The sequence below is a fragment of the Ralstonia sp. RRA genome, assembly GCF_037023145.1.
GTDB lineage: Bacteria > Pseudomonadota > Gammaproteobacteria > Burkholderiales > Burkholderiaceae > Ralstonia.
Map to the genome: position 1 here is coordinate 3,234,762 of NZ_CP146091.1, position 19,758 is coordinate 3,254,519.

16 protein-coding genes and 1 pseudogene are annotated in these 19,758 nt (G+C 66.0%); 13 read left to right on the forward strand and 4 right to left on the reverse strand.

Going from position 1 to position 19,758, the window contains the following annotated elements; all coding sequences use genetic code 11:
- Positions 1–54 precede the first annotated feature (54 nt).
- The 8 genes from glpD (at position 55) to glpK (ending at position 9,464) form a co-directional block, all read left to right on the forward strand.
- Positions 55–1,632 (forward strand): glycerol-3-phosphate dehydrogenase, encoded by a 1,578-nt coding sequence (glpD, locus tag V6657_RS15575; RefSeq protein WP_048933357.1) that lies wholly within the window; start codon positions 55–57, stop codon positions 1,630–1,632.
- Between the two features lie 85 nt (positions 1,633–1,717).
- Positions 1,718–2,836, forward strand: coding sequence for an ABC transporter ATP-binding protein (locus V6657_RS15580; protein ID WP_048933358.1), 1,119 nt, complete (start codon positions 1,718–1,720; stop codon positions 2,834–2,836).
- The gene (locus V6657_RS15585; RefSeq protein WP_048933359.1) at positions 2,823–3,932 is read left to right on the forward strand and encodes an ABC transporter ATP-binding protein; all 1,110 of its coding nucleotides are present in this window, start codon (positions 2,823–2,825) and stop codon (positions 3,930–3,932) included. Before V6657_RS15580 ends, V6657_RS15585 begins: the two co-directional genes overlap by 14 nt.
- Positions 3,929–4,819, forward strand: coding sequence for a sugar ABC transporter permease (locus V6657_RS15590; RefSeq protein ID WP_021197336.1), 891 nt, complete (start codon positions 3,929–3,931; stop codon positions 4,817–4,819). Before V6657_RS15585 ends, V6657_RS15590 begins: the two co-directional genes overlap by 4 nt.
- Positions 4,812–5,648 (forward strand): carbohydrate ABC transporter permease, encoded by an 837-nt coding sequence (locus V6657_RS15595; protein ID WP_048933360.1) that lies wholly within the window; start codon positions 4,812–4,814, stop codon positions 5,646–5,648. The genes V6657_RS15590 and V6657_RS15595 overlap by 8 nt, the downstream gene beginning before the upstream one ends.
- A 28-nt stretch (positions 5,649–5,676) precedes the next feature.
- A complete protein-coding gene (locus V6657_RS15600; RefSeq protein WP_048933361.1) occupies positions 5,677–5,958 on the forward strand; it encodes a DUF2160 domain-containing protein in 282 nt (93 codons plus the stop codon).
- 155 nt (positions 5,959–6,113) lie between these two features.
- Complete coding sequence (locus V6657_RS15605) at positions 6,114–7,850, forward strand: ABC transporter substrate-binding protein (protein ID WP_048933362.1); 1,737 nt, start codon at positions 6,114–6,116, stop codon at positions 7,848–7,850.
- 114 nt (positions 7,851–7,964) lie between these two features.
- Complete coding sequence (gene glpK, locus V6657_RS15610; protein ID WP_048933363.1) at positions 7,965–9,464, forward strand: glycerol kinase GlpK; 1,500 nt, start codon at positions 7,965–7,967, stop codon at positions 9,462–9,464.
- Between the two features lie 67 nt (positions 9,465–9,531).
- Here the strand turns inward: glpK and V6657_RS15615 are convergent, their stop codons facing one another.
- Positions 9,532–9,897, reverse strand: coding sequence for a hypothetical protein (locus V6657_RS15615; RefSeq protein WP_048933364.1), 366 nt, complete (start codon positions 9,895–9,897; stop codon positions 9,532–9,534).
- A gap of 196 nt (positions 9,898–10,093) precedes the next feature.
- On the opposite strand from V6657_RS15615, the gene V6657_RS15620 reads away from it, so the two are divergent.
- Positions 10,094–10,720, forward strand: a complete 627-nt coding sequence (locus V6657_RS15620) for a DUF1415 family protein (protein WP_048933465.1) — start codon at positions 10,094–10,096, stop codon at positions 10,718–10,720.
- Positions 10,721–10,998: 278 nt separating this feature from the next.
- Here V6657_RS15620 and V6657_RS15625 read toward each other — a convergent pair whose 3' ends face one another.
- Positions 10,999–12,624 carry a glucan biosynthesis protein D gene (locus V6657_RS15625; RefSeq protein WP_048933365.1) on the reverse strand — a complete coding sequence of 542 codons (1,626 nt, stop codon included), beginning with the start codon at positions 12,622–12,624 and terminating at the stop codon, positions 10,999–11,001.
- 214 nt (positions 12,625–12,838) lie between these two features.
- Here V6657_RS15625 and V6657_RS15630 point away from each other — a divergent pair.
- The 3 genes and pseudogenes from V6657_RS15630 to V6657_RS15640 all read left to right on the forward strand — a co-directional run bounded on the left by V6657_RS15630 (position 12,839) and on the right by V6657_RS15640 (position 16,214).
- Positions 12,839–14,093: pseudogene (locus V6657_RS15630) on the forward strand (AGE family epimerase/isomerase).
- Between the two features lie 8 nt (positions 14,094–14,101).
- Positions 14,102–15,403, forward strand: a complete 1,302-nt coding sequence (locus tag V6657_RS15635) for an MFS transporter (RefSeq protein WP_048933367.1) — start codon at positions 14,102–14,104, stop codon at positions 15,401–15,403.
- A gap of 7 nt (positions 15,404–15,410) precedes the next feature.
- Entirely contained in the window at positions 15,411–16,214 is an 804-nt protein-coding gene (locus V6657_RS15640; protein WP_048933368.1) for a GNAT family N-acetyltransferase, read from the forward strand.
- Between the two features lie 6 nt (positions 16,215–16,220).
- On the opposite strand, the gene V6657_RS15645 is transcribed toward V6657_RS15640, so the two are convergent.
- On the reverse strand, positions 16,221–17,408 hold the full coding sequence (locus V6657_RS15645; RefSeq protein ID WP_048933369.1) for an ABC transporter substrate-binding protein: 1,188 nt from the start codon (positions 17,406–17,408) through the stop codon (positions 16,221–16,223).
- Positions 17,409–17,608: 200 nt separating this feature from the next.
- Here V6657_RS15645 and V6657_RS15650 point away from each other — a divergent pair, with 200 nt between their 5' ends.
- Positions 17,609–18,409 (forward strand): helix-turn-helix transcriptional regulator, encoded by an 801-nt coding sequence (locus V6657_RS15650; RefSeq protein ID WP_048933370.1) that lies wholly within the window; start codon positions 17,609–17,611, stop codon positions 18,407–18,409.
- 50 nt (positions 18,410–18,459) lie between these two features.
- On the opposite strand, the gene V6657_RS15655 is transcribed toward V6657_RS15650, so the two are convergent.
- Complete coding sequence (locus V6657_RS15655) at positions 18,460–19,758, reverse strand: ATP-binding protein (protein WP_048933371.1); 1,299 nt, start codon at positions 19,756–19,758, stop codon at positions 18,460–18,462.

The following is a 19,758-nucleotide window of genomic DNA, read 5'->3' on the forward strand; positions in this document are numbered from 1 at the left end:
GCGTTGCAGTTCGCAAGAAAAGGCGCGCAAACCAACAGAATCCAACCCAAACCCATGCAACACACCGATGCGTCGCATCTGGAGTGTGATCTGCTGGTGGTCGGAGGCGGCATCAACGGCGTCGGCATTGCGCGCGATGCTGTCGGGCGGGGCCTGTCGGTCGTCCTGTGTGAAAAGGACGACCTGGCCCAGCACACCTCCTCGGCCTCGACCAAGCTGATCCACGGCGGCCTGCGCTACCTCGAATATTACGAATTCAGCCTCGTGCGCAAGGCGCTGCAGGAGCGCGAGGTGTTGCTGCGCATGGCGCCGCACATCATGTGGCCGCTGCGCTTCGTGATGCCGCACGATGCGGCCCAGCGCCCGGCGTGGATGATCCGCGCGGGTCTTTTCCTATATGACCATCTGGCGCAGCGGCGTTTTCTGCCGGGCTCGAAGTCGATCAAGCTGGCGCAGCATCCGTCGGGCAAACCGCTCAAGCCCGGTTACACGCGCGGCTTCGTCTATTCCGACGGCTGGGTCGATGACGCCCGCCTGGTGGTGCTCAACGCCCGCGACGCCGCCGATCGTGGCGCGCAGATTCTCACTCGCACGCGCTGCCTGAACGCCGAGCGCCGCGCCGATGGCTGGCATGCCTCGTTGGCGGGCCCGGACGGCATCCGCTCGGTGCGCGCCAAGGCCATCGTCAACGCGGCCGGACCGTGGGCAGCAGATTTTGCCCGCTCGGCGCACGCGCTGCCGAGCACGCGCGGCCTGCGCCTGATCAAGGGAAGCCACATCGTCGTGCGGCGGATGTTCGACCACCCGTTCGCCTATATCTTCCAGAACCCGGACGGGCGGATCGTGTTTGCGATTCCGTACCAGAACGAATTCACGCTGATCGGCACGACCGACCTGGAATACAAGGGCTCGGTCGATCAGGTGGCCATCGATGCCGGCGAGATCCAATACCTGTGTGAGATGGCGAGCCGCTATTTCACGCAGCAGCTGACGCCGGCCGATGTGGTGTGGACCTACTCGGGCGTGCGCCCGCTGCTTGATGACAGCGCCGCCAACGCCTCGGCCATCACGCGCGATTACCTGGTCGAATGCGAGACCGGCGCCGACGGCAACAGCGCCCCGCTCATCAATGTATGGGGCGGCAAGATCACGACCTACCGCAAACTGGCCGAAGAAGCGCTAGACCAGTTGGCCCCGCACCTGCCCGCAGCCGGCAAGCCGTCGTGGACGGCGACTGCATCGCTGCCGGGCGGCGATCTGGAAGCGCCAGGCCAACTCGTCGCCGAATACACCTTCGACGATTTTGTGACGCGCCTGCAAAAACGTTTGCCCTGGCTGCCGACCACGCTGGCCACGCGCTATGCGCACCAGTACGGCACCCGCGTGAACACGCTGCTAGCCGGCGCCGCGCGCCTGGAAGACCTGGGCACGGAGGTGACGCCCGGTCTGTATGAAGCGGAAATCCGCTACCTGACCGAACACGAATGGGCTCGCACGGCGCAGGACATCCTGTGGCGGCGGACCAAGCTGGGGCTGCATGCCAGCGATGCCGATCGCAGCCGGCTGGAGGGCTGGCTGATGCGGCATCTGCCGGACAACGAAGCCGCCCCAGCCGCAGAACAAGCCCCCTGATCCCCAGAGGTTGGCAACAAAGCAGCACACGGGCCGGGGGGCCCGAAAGATCAAGCTGTAGAGAAGTACAAGACGGGAGACACAATTGATTCTCGAACTGGACCAGGTTACGGCCATGGTCGGGGCGCAGACACATCTGTACCCGACCAGCCTGCGGCTGGCGCCCGGCGCGATCAACGTGCTGCTCGGGCCGACGCAAGCCGGCAAGACCACGCTGATGCGCATCATGGCCGGGCTGGACCGGCCGACCACCGGCCGCGTGCTGGTCGATGGCAAGGACGCGACGGGCGTCGGTGTACGCGATCGCAATCTGGCGATGGTGTACCAGCAATTCATCAACTACCCGGCGATGACGGTGTTCGACAACATCGCGTCGCCGCTGCGCCTGCAGGGCACCAACAAGGGCGAGATCGATGCGCGCGTGCGCGCCGTCGCTGCCAAGCTGCACATCGACCACCTGTTGCAACGCCTGCCGGCTGAGCTATCCGGCGGCCAGCAGCAGCGTTGCGCACTGGCGCGGGCGCTGGTCAAGCGTGCGCCACTGGTGCTGCTGGACGAACCGCTGGTCAACCTCGACTACAAGCTGCGCGAAGAGCTGCGCGCCGAACTCGCCTCGCTGTTTGCCGATGGCGGCACGACCGTGGTGTATGCCACCACCGAGCCGCAGGAAGCGCTGCTGCTGGGCGGCCATACCGTCGTCATGCATGAAGGCCGCGTGCTGCAGTCGGGGCCGACGCTGGACATGTATGAAGTGCCGGTGTCGGTCAATGCCGCCGCCATCTTCAACGACCCGCCGATGAACGTGCTGGACGCCACCGTGGCCGAAGGCAACCACATCCGTCTTCCGCAAGGCATTGACGTGCAATGGACGCGCCCGCTGCCGATGGCCGCCGGCACACGCTGCCGCATCGGCCTACGCCCGAGCCATATCCGCCTGGCGCCGCGCAACGGCGGCAGCGTCGCCCTGCCGGGCGCGGTGGAACTGGCCGAGCTGTCGGGTTCGGAAACCTATCTGCACGTGCGCGCGCATGCCGCCGGTCAGGCAAGCAGCATCGGCCTGGTCGCGCAGTTGCCGGGCGTGCACGAGTTCGAGCTGGGTGCGGCGCTGGATGTGTTTGTCGATCCGGCCGAGCTGTTCCTGTTCGATGAAGCGGGCAAGCTGGTGAGCGCGCCCAAGCAGGGAGACGCACATGGCGCGCATTGAATTCCGCAACCTGGGGCACAGCTACCGCCCCAATCCGCAAAGCCTGAGCGACTACGCGCTGCAGCCGATGAACATGACCTGGCGCGACGGCGGTGCGTATGCACTGCTGGGCCCGTCGGGCTGCGGCAAGTCCACGCTGCTGAACATCATCTCGGGGCTGCTAGTGCCGTCTGAGGGCCAGGTGCTGTTTGACGGCCAGGACGTCACGCACGCCAGCCCGCGCGAGCGCAACATCGCCCAGGTGTTCCAGTTTCCGGTCATCTACGACACGATGACCGTGTTCGACAACCTCGCCTTCCCGCTGCGCAACCGCAAGACGCCGGAAGCCGAGGTGAAGAAGCGCGTGGAAGAAGTGGCCGAGATTCTCGAGTTGCAGCACGCGCTCAAGCGCCGCGCCTCGGGCCTGGCGGCGGACGCCAAGCAGAAGATCTCGCTGGGCCGTGGCCTGGTGCGCAAGGACGTGGCGGCCATCCTGTTCGATGAGCCGCTCACCGTCATCGATCCGCACCTGAAGTGGCAACTGCGCCGCCAGCTCAAGAAGATTCACCAGCAACTGAAGCTCACGCTGATCTACGTGACGCACGATCAGGTGGAAGCGCTGACCTTTGCCGACGAGGTCGTCGTCATGACCGAAGGCAAGGTGGTGCAGCAAGGTGGGCCGGAAGCGCTGTTCGAGCGGCCGGACCACACCTTCGTCGGCTACTTCATCGGCAGCCCGGGCATGAACCTCTACCCGGTGACGGTGGATGGCGACGTGATCGCGCTGGGCGACCAGCGCCTGTCCGTGGGCCGCGACACGCTTTACACGCTCAAGAACGCAAACGGTTCGCTCAAGCTCGGTATCCGGCCGGAGTTCGTCCAGTTGGCGGCGCCGGGAGAAGTCGGCACGGTGGCGGCTGACGTGCACCAGGTGCAGCAACTGGGTACGCACCAACTGTTGACGGCCAGTCTTGGCGGCAATGGCGACGGCACGGTCGGCCTGCCGATCAAGGCGAAGCTACCCAACGAAGTGAGCGTGACCGATGCGCGCGTGTGGCTGCGCCTGGATGCGCCGCAGACGCTGTATTACTCCGACGACGAGAGGATCGGCCGATGAACAAGCCGCTCAACAACAAGGCGTGGTTCCTGATCCTGCCGGTGTTTCTGTGTGTGGCGTTCTCCGCCATCCTGCCGCTGATGACGGTGGTGAACTACTCGGTGCAGGACATCATCAGCCCCGAGCAGCACGTGTTCGTGGGCGTGGACTGGTTCCGCCAGATCCTGCGTGATGGCGATCTGCAGGACGCCCTCACCCGTCAGCTGATCTTCTCGCTGTGCGTGCTGGCGGTGGAGATTCCGCTGGGCATCGGCCTGGCGTTGGCGATGCCGTCCAAGGGCTGGAAGGCTTCGGCGGCGCTGGTGGTGCTGGCGATGCCGCTGCTGATTCCATGGAACGTGGTCGGCACGATCTGGCAGATCTTCGGGCGCTCGGACATCGGCCTGGCCGGTTACTGGCTCAACCAGATGGGCATCGACTACAACTACACGTCGCACTCGTTCGACGCGTGGATCACCGTGCTGATCATGGACGTATGGCACTGGACGCCACTGGTGGCGCTGCTGGCGTATGCCGGCCTGCGCTCGATTCCGGATGCGTTCTACCAGGCTGCCGAGATTGACGGCGCCAGCCGCCTGGCCGTGTTCCGCTACATCCAGTTGCCGAAAATGCGCGGCGTGCTGATGATCGGCGTGCTGCTGCGCTTCATGGACAGCTTCATGATCTACACCGAGCCGTTCGTGCTGACCGGCGGCGGCCCCGGCAATGCCACGACCTTCCTGTCGCAGTACCTGACGCAGAAGGCAGTCGGCCAGTTCGACCTGGGCCCGGCGGCAGCGTTCTCGATCGTGTACTTCCTCATCATCCTGCTGTTCTGCTTCGTCCTCTACAACTGGATGCAGCGCATGGGCAGTGCCAGCACGGCCGTGGGAGACGACCATGCGTAATCCGACAAGCAAGAACAACGAGCACCAGCGCAAGATCGCGCGCGCCATCACGCTCGTCGTGTACGTGGCGTTTGCCGTGCTGCCGCTGTACTGGATGCTGAGCATGTCGCTCAAGACCAACGAGGAGACGCTGGCCGGCTTCTCGATCTGGCCGAAGCTCGTCACCTTCGACAACTACAAGATCATCTTCACTGATCCGTCGTGGTACTGGGGTTACATCAACTCCATCATCTACGTGACGATGAACACGGTGCTCTCGACCGTGGTGGCGCTGCCGGCGGCCTACGCCTTCTCGCGCTACCGCTTCCTGGGCGACAAGCACATGTTCTTCTGGCTGCTGACCAACCGGATGACACCGCCCGCGGTGTTCCTGCTGCCGTTCTTCCAGCTGTATTCGACGGTCGGCCTGATGGACACCCACCTGGGCGTGGCGCTGGCACACATGCTGTTCAACGTGCCGCTGGCCGTCTGGATTCTGGAAGGCTTCATGTCGGGCATTCCGCGCGAGATTGATGAGACGGCCTACATCGACGGCTACAGCTTCCCCGCGTTCTTCCTGAAGATCTTCCTGCCGCTGATCAAGGCCGGCGTGGGCGTGACGGCGTTCTTCTGCTTCATGTTCAGCTGGGTGGAGCTGCTGCTCGCGCGCACGCTCACCTCGGTCGATGCCAAGCCGATTACCGCGGTGATGACGCGCACGGTATCCGCCTCGGGCATGGACTGGGGCGTGCTGGCGGCGGCCGGCGTGCTGACGATCATTCCCGGCGCGCTGGTGATCTGGTTTGTGCGGAACTACATCGCGAAGGGCTTCGCGATGGGCCGCGTCTAAAAGAACGAAAAGAACAGGAGACACAGCCATGTTCAGCTGGATGGCCTGGACGCCCGAAGTGGCGACTTTCTTTGCCTGCATCGCGTTGATGCTGGCCAGCATGACGGTGTGGGAGGTGAGCCGCCCGACGGTGGAGCGCAAGGGCTTCCTGCCGATTGCGACCACACGCGGTGACCGCCTCTTCATCGGGCTGCTGACCGCCGCCTACATCAACCTGGCGTGGGTCGGTTTGACGTCGGAAGAGACCGGTGCCTGGGGCGGCTTCATCGCCTCGATGGTGGTGTTGGTTCTGATCATGTGGCGCGGTTGACGCGCAATCGGTTTCGTAGGTCCGGGGGCGTCAGTACGGGTTGACGCTTCCACGCCCGAATTGATGGTCGGGCAAGGGCATTCCACCACGCTCCCCGCGTCGGAATGCCGGATGTTTTCGCTGCGGGGAGAACAACAAACAGAATGGAGATACCGATGAAAACATCCTGGCGCATGACGCTTCAGATCAGTGCCATTGCACTGGCAAGCGCCCTGGCAGTCGGCGCAGCACACGCCGGCGAGACCGAAGCCAAGAAGTGGGTCAGCAGCGAATTCCAGCCCAGCACGCTGTCGCAAGACAAGCAGATGGCGGAAATGAAGTGGTTCATCGACGCCGCGGCCAAGCTCAAGGCCAAGGGCGTGACCGAGATCCACGTCGTGTCGGAAACGCTCGACGTGCATGCCTATGAATCGAAGACGCTGGCCAAGGCCTTCGAAGAGATCACCGGCATCAAGGTCAAGCACGACATCATGCAGGAAGGCGATGTCGTCGAAAAACTGCAGACCTCGATGCAATCCGGCAAGAGCATCTACGACGGCTGGATCTCCGACTCCGACCTGATCGGCACGCACTACCGCTACGGTGTGATCATGCCGCTGTCGGACTACATGACCGGCGAAGGCAAGGAGTTCACCAACCCGGGCCTGGACCTGAAGGACTTCATCGGCACAAGCTTCACCACGGCATCGGACGGCAAGCTGTATCAGCTGCCCGACCAGCAGTTCGCCAACCTGTACTGGTTCCGCGCCGACTGGTTCGCCCGCAAAGACCTGCAAGAGAAGTTCAAGGCCAAATACGGCTACGACCTGGGCGTGCCCGTCAACTGGACGGCCTATGAAGACATCGCCAACTTCTTCACCAACGACGTGAAGGAGCTCGACGGCAAGAAGGTCTACGGCCACATGGACTACGGCAAGAAGGACCCGTCGCTGGGCTGGCGCTTTACCGATGCGTGGCTGTCGATGGCCGGCTCCGCCGACAAGGGCATCCCGAACGGCCTGCCGGTCGACGAATGGGGCATCCGTGCGGAAAACTGCGCACCGGTGGGCGCATCGGTCTCGCGTGGCGGTGCCACCAACAGCCCGGCCGCCGTGTACGCGCTCACCAAGTACATCGACTGGATGAAGAAGTACGCCCCGCCCGAGGCGACCGGCATGACCTTCAACGAGGCCGGCCCGGTGCCCGCACAAGGCCACATCGCCCAGCAAGTGTTCTGGTACAGCGCCTTCACCGCGCCGATGACCAAGCCGGGCCCGGTCGTGAACGCCGACGGCTCGCCCAAGTGGCGCATGGCGCCGTCGCCGCACGGCCCGTACTGGAAGGACGGCATGCAGAACGGCTACCAGGACGTCGGCTCGTGGACGTTCTTCAAGTCCACCCCGTTCGAGCGCCGCTCGGCCGCGTGGCTGTACGCCCAGTTCGTCACGTCGAAGACCGTGTCGCTCAAGAAGTCGATCACCGGCCTCACGTTCATTCGTGATTCGGACATCCACAGCGACTACTTCACCAAGAACGCAGCCAAGTACGGTGGCCTGATCGAGTTCTACCGCAGCCCGGCCCGCGTGGCCTGGACGCCGACCGGCAACAACGTGCCCGACTATCCGAAGCTGGCCCAGCTCTGGTGGAAGAACGTTGCCACGGCCGTGACCGGCGAGAAGACCCCGCAAGGTGCGATGGACAACCTGGCCAAGGAAATGGACCAGGTGATGGGCCGCCTGCAGCGCGCCGGCATGAAGAACTGCGCGCCCAAGCTGAACCCGGAAAGCGATCCGTCCAAGTGGCTGTCGGCTGAGCACGCCCCGTGGAAGAAGCTCGACAACGAGCGTCCGAAGGGCGAGACGGTGGCCTACGACAAGCTGCTGGCCGCCTGGAAGGAAGGCAAGGTTCGTTAATTTAGGTCTCCGCCGGATCGACTCACCCTCGACCGGCGGGCTACCATGCCTGCTTCCGTTTCACCCACCGCCGGGCCGGCTCACGCTGCCCCGGCGGCTTACTGAATCTGTCTTATGGAATACCTCCTCGCGCTCGACCAGGGCACGTCCAGCTCACGTGCCATCGTCTTCAACCGTGCCGGCCAGATCGTCGCCAGTGCCCAGCAGGAGTTTCCGCAGCAATTCCCGCAGCCCGGCTGGGTAGAGCACGACCCGTTCGACATCTGGAACAGCCAGCTCGCCACCTGCCGCGCTGCACTCGAACAAGCCAAGCTGACGGCCGCCGACATGGCCGCGCTGGGCATCACCAACCAGCGCGAGACCACCGTCGTGTGGGAACGTGCCACCGGCAAGCCCATCTTCAACGCGATCGTGTGGCAGGACCGCCGCACCGAGAGCATCTGCGAGCGCCTGCGCGCCGAAGGCCTGGAAGACGAAGTGCGCAAGCGCACCGGCCTGGTCATCGACCCGTATTTCTCCGCCACCAAGCTGCGCTGGATTCTTGACCACGTCGATGGCGCCCGTGAGCGCGCCGCGCGTGGCGAACTCGCCTTCGGCACCGTCGACAGCTGGATCGTGTGGCAACTCACGCGCGGCCGCCTGCATGTGACGGATGTGTCCAACGCCTCGCGCACGATGCTGTGGAACATCCACACCGGCGAATGGGATGCCGACCTGATGCGTGCGCTCGACATCCACCCGAGCCTGCTGCCCGAGGTGCATCCCTCTGCGTATCAATTCGGGCAGACCGATGCCGACTGGCTCGGCGCCTCGCTCACCATCGGCGGCATTGCAGGCGACCAGCAATCGGCCCTGTTCGGTCAGGCCTGCTTCAAGCCCGGCATGGCCAAGAACACGTACGGCACCGGCTGCTTCATGCTGCTCAACACGGGCGACAAGGCGGTGCAATCGCACAACGGCCTGATCAGCACGGCGGCTTGCCAGAGCAGTACGAAGCGCAGCTACGCCTTGGAAGGCAGCGTGTTCGTCGGCGGTGCGGTAGTGCAGTGGCTGCGCGACGGCCTGCGCGCCATCCAGCGGTCAGCCGATGTGGAAGGCCTCGCTGCGTCGGTACCGGATTCCGGCGGCGTGGTGTTCGTGCCCTCCTTCACCGGCCTGGGCGCACCGTACTGGGACCCGACCGCACAAGGCGCCATCGTCGGCCTGTCGCGCGGCACGACCATCGGCCACATCGCACGGGCCGCGCTGGAGTCGATCGCCTTCCAGAGCACCGCGCTGCTGCAAGCCATGACGCGCGACGCCGTTTCCACCATCTCGGAGCTGCGCGTGGACGGCGGTGCCTCGGCCAACAACCTGCTGCTGCAGTTCCAGGCCGATCTGTTGGGCATCCCAGTCGTGCGCCCCGAGATCATCGAGACCACGGCGCTGGGTGCGGCGTACCTGGCCGGCATCGCCACCGGCTTCTACAAAGGCGAGGACGAGGTCGCCCAGCAATGGCGCGCCTCCCGCACATTCCACCCGGTCATCAGCCGGGACGAAGCGCTCAGCCGAATCGCACAATGGGAAATGGCCGTCGCACAGGTACGCCTGCCGACAGCTTCGCGCGGGCACTAAGCCAAACCCATTGGCACCACGAGAAAGGCGACCCGAGGGTCGCCTTTTTCATGATGCCGTCAGCTGCTTACTTGCCTTCGCTGTTCGGCGTCTGCGCAGGGCCGCCTTGTTCCTTCATGGCTTCCTTACGCTCGGCACGGGCCTCCTTCCGTTCAGCCTTGCGGTTGGCCTTCGCGGCCTTCTTTTCTTCCTTGTAGGCAGCCTTGGCGTCGGACTTGCGGGCCTTGTATTCATCGCTGGCCGCCTTGTCCTCGATGCGCTTCTGCACCAGCGGGTCGGACGACGAAGTGGCCGGTCCACCTTGCGGTGCGGCCTGCACAGTGCCGGTCGTCTCCGGCGAAGTCTGCGGCGCCGGCGTCATCTGTGCGAAAGCAGCCGACGCAGCCAGCGTGGCGGCCACGGCGAGGGCGGTTTTCAGGCGCAGTTCAATCATGGTTGGGCTCCTTCTTTTACACAGTCACGGGAATGTCTGACCACTCAAGCGGCGCGCAACGCACCACAAAAACGGTCTCGGCGCGCATCAAAGATCACGTGCCGGAGCGTTGCAAGAGACAACACCCTTGGTGGCGCAAGAACCGCTCCCGGGCCATGCACTACACTGCGCGCTGGTTCTCCCCGGATGCTGCGCCGTGCCTGATTCCACCCCCGATTTCACCCTGCTCGACCCGCCCGCAGACGCCCTGCCCCTGCCCGAAGACGCCGCCGCCGACCACGTCGCTCGCGTGCAGCGCTGGCTCGAAGACGCCGTCATCGGCCTGAACCTATGCCCCTTCGCCAAGGCCGTGCACGTCAAACGCCAGGTCCGCTACGTCGTCAGCCGCGCCACCATGGACGGCGACGTGCTCGACCACCTGCGCGCCGAAGCCGACCTGCTGCACACCACGCCCGCCGCACAGATCGACACCACCCTGCTGATCGTCCCCGCGCTAGCGGATTTCTTCGACTTCCACACCCTCACCGACCGCGCCGAGGCATTGCTCGCCAAAGCCGGCTACGAAGGCGAACTGCAACTCGCCAGCTTCCACCCCGATTTCGTCTTTGCCGATGCGGACCCAGACGACATTGCCAACGCTACCAACCGCGCCCCCGCCCCGATCCTGCACCTGCTGCGCGAAGACAGCATCGCCCGTGCCGCCGCGGCCGTACCAGATGCAGCGGACATCTATGAGCGGAACATCGCGACGATGGAGAAGCTAGGCCCAGAAGGTTGGGCAGCGATGGCGGAGAAGTTCAGCGAGAAGCCATCTGGCGATTGACCTCGACGCTCGCGCTGGTGCCAGCTCACGCATTCCGACGGTGTGGCCGTACCCTGCCCTAGATGGCGCCTTGGATTTTTGTTGCGGGGAGGAAAAAGGAAGGAGCCTTGTCTGAGCGCAGCGAGTTTGGCTCCTTCCCCTCCCCGCGACAAAAATCCAAGGGGAAGTCGCCATCTCGGGCGCGCCTCTCTTTGCTTACTTTCTCTGGCAAGACAGAGAAAGTGAGTCGGCCCCGGCAGGGGACGAAACGCAGGATGCACCACCAGCAAACACAAAGATCAAACCGCCCGATCCCCCGGCGGCGTCCACTGATACACCCAAGTCTCCGAAAGCAACCTTTCCCCAGACTGCAACGTCAGCGACAACTCAATCGGCGCATTACTCGCATCCGGCACCACATCAAACATCGCCCGCACGCCATCAATACTGGCCAGCGGCCGCGCCGAAGCAATCTCCACCCGCCCTCGCGAAGCCCGAATGACGGGTTCCACCGTCGACCCAGCGGTGCTACGCCCCAAGCGCGACAACTCCCCACCCGCAAAATCCACCACAAACCGCCAGGAGAGATATTTGCGGGGTTGCCCGACAACACCGCCAATCCCCGTGCGCGTGGCGACAACACGTGCCAGCGGTGAAGCCGCCGCTGGCTGCGCGCCCCACGTCAGCCGATAACCGAACGCCAGTTCCTGCCCAGCGCGCGGCGCCACCGCCGGCCGCCAGAACGCCACGATGTTGTCGAAGGTCTCGTCATTGGCCGACAGCTCAACCAGCTCGACCGCCCCCTCCCCCCAATCGTGCGTGGGCTCGACCCACACGCTCGGGCGCTTCTCGTAGAACACGCCGTCGTCCTGATAGTGATCGGGATTGCGGTCGCGCTGCAGCAAGCCGAAGCCGCGCGGGCCGTCGTCGGCAAAGCGCTGACTGCGCAGTGCGGGCGGGTTGGCAAGCGGCCGCCAGATCCACTCGCCCGAGCCCCGCCAGATGGCGAGCCCATCGGAATCGTGAATTTCCGGGCGCCAGTCCGACGCACGCCAGCGGCGGGCAGCGCTGCGTCTGTCGCCAGCACGGTCGGCGCGGTCGTTTTCGCCATAGAGGAACATGCTGGTGAGCGGCGCGATGCCCAGCCGCTCGATCGGCTTGCGCACATAGAGCGTGGTGCGGACGTCCATCACAAGCGTGTCGCCCGGGCGGATGTCAAAGCGGTAGACACCCGCCACGCTGGGCGAATCGAGCAAAGCGTAAACGCGCAACACCTCGGCATCCGTCGACGGGCGCACCAACCAGATTTCGGTGAAATCCGGAAACTCCTCGGCGCGCGGCAGGCCGGTGTCGATCGCCAGCCCGCGCGCCGACATGCCGTATTGCCACTGCCCACCCACCGCGCGGAAGTAGCTCGCGCCCAGGAAGGCAGCCACATCGCGCGTCGGATCGGCCCTGGTGGTCAGCCGGAAGCCCGCAAAGCCGAGATCGGCCGGCAGCGACTGGTGGTCCAGCCCGCTGCGGCCGTAGTCGAACATGGCCGGGTCGTAGGCGATCAGGCGCGCCTGCCCGTCCACGACTTCGTGCATGCGCACCGGCGATTTGAAGAACAGCCCCAGGTGGAAGAAGCGCGCCTCGAACGGCAGGTGCTGCCCGGCCCACAAGGCGTGATCGGCGCGGGAGCCGATGGATTGATAGCCGTCCCAGTCGAGCGCTGCCAGCGGTGGCGGCAACTGCGTGCTGCGTCGCCGATATGGCCGATCCGCCAGGGCCCGGGCGCGCGCCAGCAGGCGGGTTTCGTCAAAGGGTTCCGGCGCGCCGGGCGTGGCGCGGGGGGTGGCGCCGGGCGTGGCGCAACGGGGGACACCGGGCGCCAGGGCGAGCAGCCCGGCGGCCAACTGCTTGAGCAGGTCGCGACGATGCATGGATCAGGGCGGAGCCAGAGTCCATGCAGTGTGGCACATCCCTCGCCCAGGCAGCATCCGACAGAAAGCTTTCATTGGACCCACAACCCTGCTCCGCAATTGGGATTCCACGCACCGCGCGTGGCGCCTATCCTTCAATTGGCGCACAATCTACGCCCTACCGGGCCTGGGGCCCAAGATTCCGGCCCACTCCGCCACGATTCTCACGGCGCACATGCTTCCACTGTCTTCCACGCTACCGCTTGCCGGCGTTGCCGAACCGTCCCCTGCGACTGTCGCGGCCACGGCCCTGGAGGCGTTTGACCGCTATTACGACGACATCCTGCTGCCCATGTGGCTCGGGCCGGGCTGGAACGCACAGGCGGGTCTCTGCTATGAGGCGCTCGTCGTTGAAAACGACGCGCTGGTGCCCGCCTCCACGGCTCGCTACCGGGCCATGGCGTGCGCACGCCAGCTGTATACGTTTGCCCGTGCGACACGGCTGTCCGCCAAACACCGCGATCTCTGCGCCGAGCGCGCCGCCGCACTGTGTCATGCGCTGGATACGCGCTTTCGCGACACGCTCCACGGCGGCTGGGTGTTCTCGATCGACAGCGCCCTGGCGCCGCAAGACAGCAGCAAAGACCTGTATACGCACGCCTTCGTGCTGTTTGCCGCCGCACACTGGCTGGCCGTTAGCGATGACCCGCGCGCCGCCGCGCTCATGCACGACGCACATGACGTGATCGCGCAGCGCTTTGTGCGCGCCGCTGGCGAATCGGGCACCACACCGCTGCCGGTGGCCGCCATGGACGCCACCTTTACCGAGACCCTATCGGGTGTCGCGCAGAACCCGGTGATGCACCTGACCGAGGCCTACCTGGCCGCCGCCGCGCTGGACGAACCGCCCGCCTGGGCCGAAGCCGGCGTGCGTACGCTGGCCGAGGGCATCCTGGCGCGCTTCATCGAGCCGCGCACCGGCAGCATCACTGAGCTACCCATCGACGAGCCGAATGCGGACAACCGCATCGAGCCCGGTCACCAGTTCGAGTGGTTCTACCTCGTGCGCGCACATGCCGATGTGTTCACCCGCTCGGACGCCGGCCGGCAACTGGCCGAGACCCTCGGCCGGGCGGTGGACGCCGCGTGCCGCCTGGGCGTGGATGCCGAGACGCAAGGCGTCTGCCTGTCGCTGAACCTGGACGGCACGCCGCGCGACACCACCCAGCGCATCTGGGCCCAGACCGAATACGGCCGGGCACTCGCGCTGTGCACCGAAACGCAGGGCTCCATGGTTGCGCGCCTGCTGCCGGCCTGGTCGGCGCGCTTTCTGCATGCCCACGGCTGGCATGAAGTCATCGACGCCACCGGCCAGCGCCTGCGCACCGACATGCCGTCGAGCACCCCGTACCACATCACCACGTTCTATGAGGCAGCCCGCGCAACGCTGTCCGCCTCATCTTCATGCAATACCCCAAGCTGTTGAGTGAGACACACCATGCATAACCACAACCCCAACGAATCCAAGGCCCGCGCCATCTTCCGGGTGGTCAGCGGTAACTTCCTGGAGATGTACGACTTCATGGTCTACGGCTATTACGCCAAGGCCATTGCCGACACCTTCTTCCCAGCCGGTAACGAGTTCCTCTCGCTGATGCTGTCGCTGGTGACGTTTGGCGCCGGCTTCCTGATGCGGCCGCTGGGCGCGATCTTCCTGGGTGCCTACATCGACCGTCACGGCCGCCGCGTGGGCCTGATCGTCACGCTCGCGCTGATGGCCTGCGGCACCTTGCTGATCGCGCTGGTGCCGGGCTACGCCACCATCGGGCTGGCGGCGCCGCTGCTGGTGCTGATCGGCCGGTTGCTGCAGGGCTTCTCGGCCGGCGTGGAACTGGGCGGGGTGTCGGTCTACCTGGCCGAGATTTCCACCCCGGGCAAGAAGGGCTTCTTCGTGAGCTGGCAATCGGCCAGCCAGCAAGTGGCGGTGATGTTTGCCGCGCTGCTGGGCGTGCTGATGTCGTCGCTGCTGCCGCCGTCTGAGATGAGCGCGTGGGGCTGGCGCGTGCCGTTCCTCGTCGGCTGCCTGATCGTGCCGTTCCTGTTCATCATCCGCCGCTCGCTGCAAGAGACGGAAGAGTTCCAGAAGCGCAAGCACCGCCCGGACCTGGCCGCCGTGTTCCGCTCGATGGGCCAGAACTGGCGCCTGGTGGGCGCCGGCACGCTGATGGTGGTGATGACCACGGTGTCGTTCTACCTGATCACCGCCTACACGCCGACCTTCGGCAAGAGCGTGCTGCACCTGTCGGATTTCGATAGCCTGATCGTCACGCTGTGCGTGGGTGCATCGAACTTCTTCTGGCTGCCGGTGATGGGTGCGGTGTCTGACCGCGTCGGCCGCCGCCCGCTGCTGATTCTCTTCACCGTGCTGATGCTGCTGACGGCCTACCCAGCCATGCAGTGGCTGGTGAGCGCCCCGTCGTTCGCCCGCATGCTGACCGTGCTGCTGTGGATGTCGTTCCTGTACGGCAGCTACAACGGCGCGATGGTCGTCACGCTCACCGAGATCATGCCGCCGGAAGTGCGCACCACCGGCTTCTCGCTGGCGTATAGCCTGGCCACGGCCATCTTCGGCGGCTTTACCCCGGCTATTGCCACTTGGCTGATCCACGAGACGGGCAACAAGGCGATGCCGGGCGTTTGGGTGTCGTTTGCCGCGCTGTGCGGTCTGGTGGCCACGCTGGCCATCGTCAAGCCGGCCGGCAAGCATGTGCACGGCGCAGGCACGGCCCCCGCTGCCTGACCGAGCGATGCAGAACCCGGGCGGCATGCATGGTGGCCTGAGCGACATTGTCGCGATTGAGCACGCCGGCTTTGCCGCGCTGCCGCCCGAACACAGTATCGAAGACGGCCCCTGGGTGCTGCGCATGGCGGGGGGCCTGGCCAAACGGGCCAACTCCGCCAACCCGCGCGCACCGGGTGCGCTGCTCGATGCGGATCGACTGAACCGCATCGAAGCCTTCTACCGCCGCGCTGGCTTCCCGGCTATCGTGCGCGTTACACCGCTGGCCTCGCCCGAGGCCGATGCGCTGCTCGAAGCGCGCGGCTACCGCATCACCGACCGCAGCCTCGTCATGACCGCGCAGTTGGCGCCCGCGGGGCCGGCAGTGCTGCCTGACGGCATCACCGTCAGCATCGACACGGCGATCCCCGAACCCTGGCACGACGCCTTCGCGCAGTTCGACGGCCTCAATGCGCGCGGACATGCCACGCGCCGCACCATGCTCGACGCGCTCGACCGCCCGCACGCGGCGATCACGCTGCGCGAAGCGGATGGCACCACGCTGGGAATCGGTTTGGCCGTGGCAGACGGCGCGTATGTCGGCCTGTTCGATGTGCGCGTGGCGAGCGCCGCGCGCGGCCGCGGGCTGGGGCGTGCCGTGACGGACGCGATGCTCGGCTGGGCGCGTACCCAGGGCACGGTTGGTACGCCGGTCACCGCCTATCTGCAGGTCAGCGCCGAGAACGTGCCAGCGCTCAGCCTGTACCGCTCGCTGAGCTTTGTTGAGGCCTACGCGTATCACTATCGCGTCGGCCCAACGCAGCCGGCTTAACGCCGCTTACTGAATCACCAGCCCGTTCGGCCCGACCACGCCCAGTTCCACATAGTGCGAGCCCGGTCGCGTGCGATCGGAGAAATCCACCACAAACCCACCGCCCACATCAAAGTTGCGCAGGTTGGCCAGCTCGCGGCGCACCTGGTCGCGCGTGGGCTTGGGGCCGGCGCGGCGCAGGGCCTCGGCCAGCACCTTGGCGGCCACAAAGCCCTCCACCGCGCGGAATGACAGGTCGACATCCTTGGCGCCCACTGCCGTGCGGGCGCGGTTGAACTCACGGATGACGGGGTTCACGCTCTTGCCGGGGTTGGGCATCACCAGCGCCAGCGAGTAGCCGCGCACCGCCTCGATGCCGGCCGTCTTGAGCAGGATGCCGGGGTCGATGGACGACAGCCCGAGAAGCTGCGCACCGCCCCCGCGTGCCCGGTACTGCTTGACGAACTGGGCGGCCGGCTCGGCCGTGGCCCCCAGGAAGATCGCCTGCACATCGGCACCCAGCAGCTTGTCCACCGCCGGGCCCACCATCGCCGTGTTGCGTTGGTACGAGGCGGTGGCCGCAATCGCCAGCTTGTACGGCTTGAGCGTGCGCTCGATGCCTCCCAGCGCTTCCTTGCCCAGTGCATCGTCCTGGTACAGCACACCAATGCGCGTGATGCCGATGGTGACCAGCGCGCCGACCATCTTGTCCATCTCCTGCTGGTAGCTCGCCTTGATGGGAAACACCAGCGGATCGCCGGTCATGGTGGTAGCACCGGTGGCCGGGCCCACCAGCGGCAGGTTCGCCTCGGCCAGCACGCCGCTGCGCATCAGCGCTTCCACATTGGCGGTGCCGACAATGGTGAGCGCGGCCACGGGGTTGTCGATCTTGGCCATGTCGCGCACGTTGCGCAGGGTCTGCTCGACCTTCTGCTCGTCGTCACGGGCGACCAGGCGGATGTTTTCGCCGTTGATGCCGCCGCTGAGGTTGAGCCAGTCGAAATACAGCCGGGCGCCGGCATTGAGTGCGCGCCCCGTGGAGGCCTGCGTGCCGGATAACGGCAGCGATTGGATGATGCTGATGTCGGCACGGGCAGCCGATGCAGCAAGCGCCGCAGACACCGTGAGCGAGACCGCAAGCACGGCAGCCCACGGCCGGCCGCGCCAGGTCCTTCCGCGCGCCCCCCGGCTGCGCGTGTGATTTCCCGTTTGCATTGCTAGCACCCTTCACCGCCACCTCGTGGGCAACGGCGTTATTGTCGAGGCCACCTAGGCAGCCCACTTTGTCGTTCTGGTTGCGCGAAACATAACTCGCGCGGGCGATAGCCTGCCATTGCGCAGGGGCTTCGACAAGTCCCGCCGGGGTCGTTTTAGACTCACTCGACCGCTTCTGTCGCAAACGCGCCCCACCTCCCATGCCGCAGCGCCTCCTGCCCACCGATATCGAAGGCCGTACCCCGCCCTCGCCGGCGCATCCGGTGCGCCTGTACACGCGGCAGATGGACGCCAACACGCGCTTCCCGCGCCACACCCATCCGTGGGCACAGGTGGCGTACAGCCACAACAGCGTGCTGCGCGTGCAGGCCGGCGACACGGCCTGGGTGGTGCCGCCCTCGCGCGCCATCTGGATTCCGCCCGGCATCGAGCATGAGGTATGGGTGGTCGAGGCGGCGTTCCTGCGCACCCTGTATGCCGACCCGTCCCTGGCGACGGGCACGCTGGCGCAATGCCGCGTGATGGAGGTGTCGCCGTTGCTGCGCGAGCTGATCGCGGCGATGGACGTGCACCACCCGCTGCCGCCCGCGCGCGAGCAGGCGCTGGGCGCCCTCATCCTCGATGAAGTCCGCCACAGTGCCCCGCTGCCGCTGGATTTGCCCATGCCCACCGACAAGCGCCTGCGCGCGCTGTGTGAGCGTGTGATGGCCGACCCCGGCACGCCGCTGACCTTCGATGCCCTGGCCCGCGACGTGGGCGCCAGCGAGCGCACGCTGGCGCGGCGCTTTCGTGAGGAACTGGGTGTGAGCTTTTCGCAGTGGCGCCAGCAGGCGGTGCTCGCCAGCGCCATCCCGATGATGTCGAAGGGGGTGCCGCTCGCACGTGTGGCGCAGGCGCTGGGCTACAACAGCCAGAGTGCGTTCTCGGCGATGTTCCGTCGGGCGTTTGGGCAGAGCCCCAGCGCGTTCCTGCACCGGCCCGGCTCTGAGGGCGACGCCTAGGGCCTGCCATCCAATCAAACGTCCTCGCGCGTTTGATTGGATGACAGGCCCTAGATCGGCGGCTCGCTCATCGCCGGCAGCAGCATCGCAAAGCGCGCGCCGCCGCCCTCAGCAGCATCAAGGCGGATCTCACCGCCGTGCACCAGCGCAATGCGGCGGACGATCGCCAGGCCCAGGCCGAAGCCGCCGGTATGGCGATCGCGGCTGGCATCCAGGCGCAGGAACGGTTCGAACACGCGCGCACGGTCCGGCGCCGGGATGCCCGGGCCGTCGTCTTCCACGGTCAGGCGCAGCGCACCGGCGTGGCCGGCCTCCAGCCGAACGGTGATGGTGTTGCGCGCATAGCGCGCGGCGTTGCGGATCAGGTTGAGCAGTGCGCGCGCCACCAGGCGCGGATCGCACACGTGGTGCGCGGGAGCCGCCTCCATATGTACGGCCAGCGTGAGCTGGCGGTCGGCCACGTCGTTGGCGACGCTGGCGACCACGCTGTCGAGCCACTCGCCCACCGCCACGCGCATCAGCACGAGGTGCGTGGCGCCCTGCTCCAGACGGCTCAGGGCCAGCAGTTCGCTCACCAGCTCGTCCAGCTCGCGCACGTCACGGCGCAGGGCGTCCAGGCGCAGGGTCCGCTGCGCCTCTGGCACGGGGGACTGCAACAGCGCGATGCCGAATTCCAGCCGCGCAATCGGCGTCTTCAGCTCATGCGAGATGCCGTTCATCATCTCGCGCTGGTGCTGGATCGAGCCCTGGATCCGCTCGGCCATGTCGTTGAACTGGCGCGCCAGGCCGAACACGTTGGAGCGCTTGTGCAGATGTGCACGCGTCGACAGCTTGCCTGCGCCAAAACCGCGCGCCGCCTCTTCCAGCGCACGCAGATCGCGCCAGTGCAGCCAGACCCAGGCCAGCAGCGGCAACAACGCGGCAATGGCAATGAGCGAATAGGCGATCAGCTGAATACCGAGATACTCCATGTCCGCAGCGTAGGCGTGCAGCACCGTGCCGTCGCGCAATGGCAGGTAGTAGTCGCGGCCGTTGGTCATCAGGATCAGCTTGTGCTCGGCAAGATCGCGCCGCTGCTGGGCAGACAACTCCGGCACGGTGTCCGGATCGACAAAATCGAATCGCTCCCACGCGTGCTCGTTCAGCCGCGCGAGCGCGGCGTCGCGGCCTGCCGGGCCGGCACGGTCCAGGTAGTCCTGCAGCGTAAAGGCGTAGCCCTTGCGCAATTCGCGCTCACCGTGCGTGAGGGTGTCGTGAAACAGCCAGACGAACGACTTGTTGACGCCAATCAGCGCCAGTGCGGCCGCCAGCACCACCATGGCGTAGAGCTTCAGTAGGGACTTGAGCAC

Bases quoted from the DNA above. Each gene is read 5' to 3' on its own strand.
- glpD (WP_048933357.1), top strand. From the start codon at position 55: ATGCAACACACCGATGCGTCGCATCTGGAGTGTGATCTGCTGGTGGTC.
- V6657_RS15585 (WP_048933359.1), top strand. From the start codon at position 2,823: ATGGCGCGCATTGAATTCCGCAACCTGGGGCACAGCTACCGCCCCAAT.
- V6657_RS15590 (WP_021197336.1), top strand. From the start codon at position 3,929: ATGAACAAGCCGCTCAACAACAAGGCGTGGTTCCTGATCCTGCCGGTG.
- V6657_RS15595 (WP_048933360.1), top strand. From the start codon at position 4,812: ATGCGTAATCCGACAAGCAAGAACAACGAGCACCAGCGCAAGATCGCG.
- V6657_RS15600 (WP_048933361.1), top strand. From the start codon at position 5,677: ATGTTCAGCTGGATGGCCTGGACGCCCGAAGTGGCGACTTTCTTTGCC.
- V6657_RS15605 (WP_048933362.1), top strand. From the start codon at position 6,114: ATGAAAACATCCTGGCGCATGACGCTTCAGATCAGTGCCATTGCACTG.
- glpK (WP_048933363.1), top strand. From the start codon at position 7,965: ATGGAATACCTCCTCGCGCTCGACCAGGGCACGTCCAGCTCACGTGCC.
- V6657_RS15615 (WP_048933364.1), bottom strand. From the start codon at position 9,897: ATGATTGAACTGCGCCTGAAAACCGCCCTCGCCGTGGCCGCCACGCTG.
- V6657_RS15625 (WP_048933365.1), bottom strand. From the start codon at position 12,624: ATGCATCGTCGCGACCTGCTCAAGCAGTTGGCCGCCGGGCTGCTCGCC.
- V6657_RS15635 (WP_048933367.1), top strand. From the start codon at position 14,102: ATGCATAACCACAACCCCAACGAATCCAAGGCCCGCGCCATCTTCCGG.
- V6657_RS15640 (WP_048933368.1), top strand. From the start codon at position 15,411: ATGCAGAACCCGGGCGGCATGCATGGTGGCCTGAGCGACATTGTCGCG.
- V6657_RS15645 (WP_048933369.1), bottom strand. From the start codon at position 17,408: ATGCAAACGGGAAATCACACGCGCAGCCGGGGGGCGCGCGGAAGGACC.
- V6657_RS15650 (WP_048933370.1), top strand. From the start codon at position 17,609: ATGCCGCAGCGCCTCCTGCCCACCGATATCGAAGGCCGTACCCCGCCC.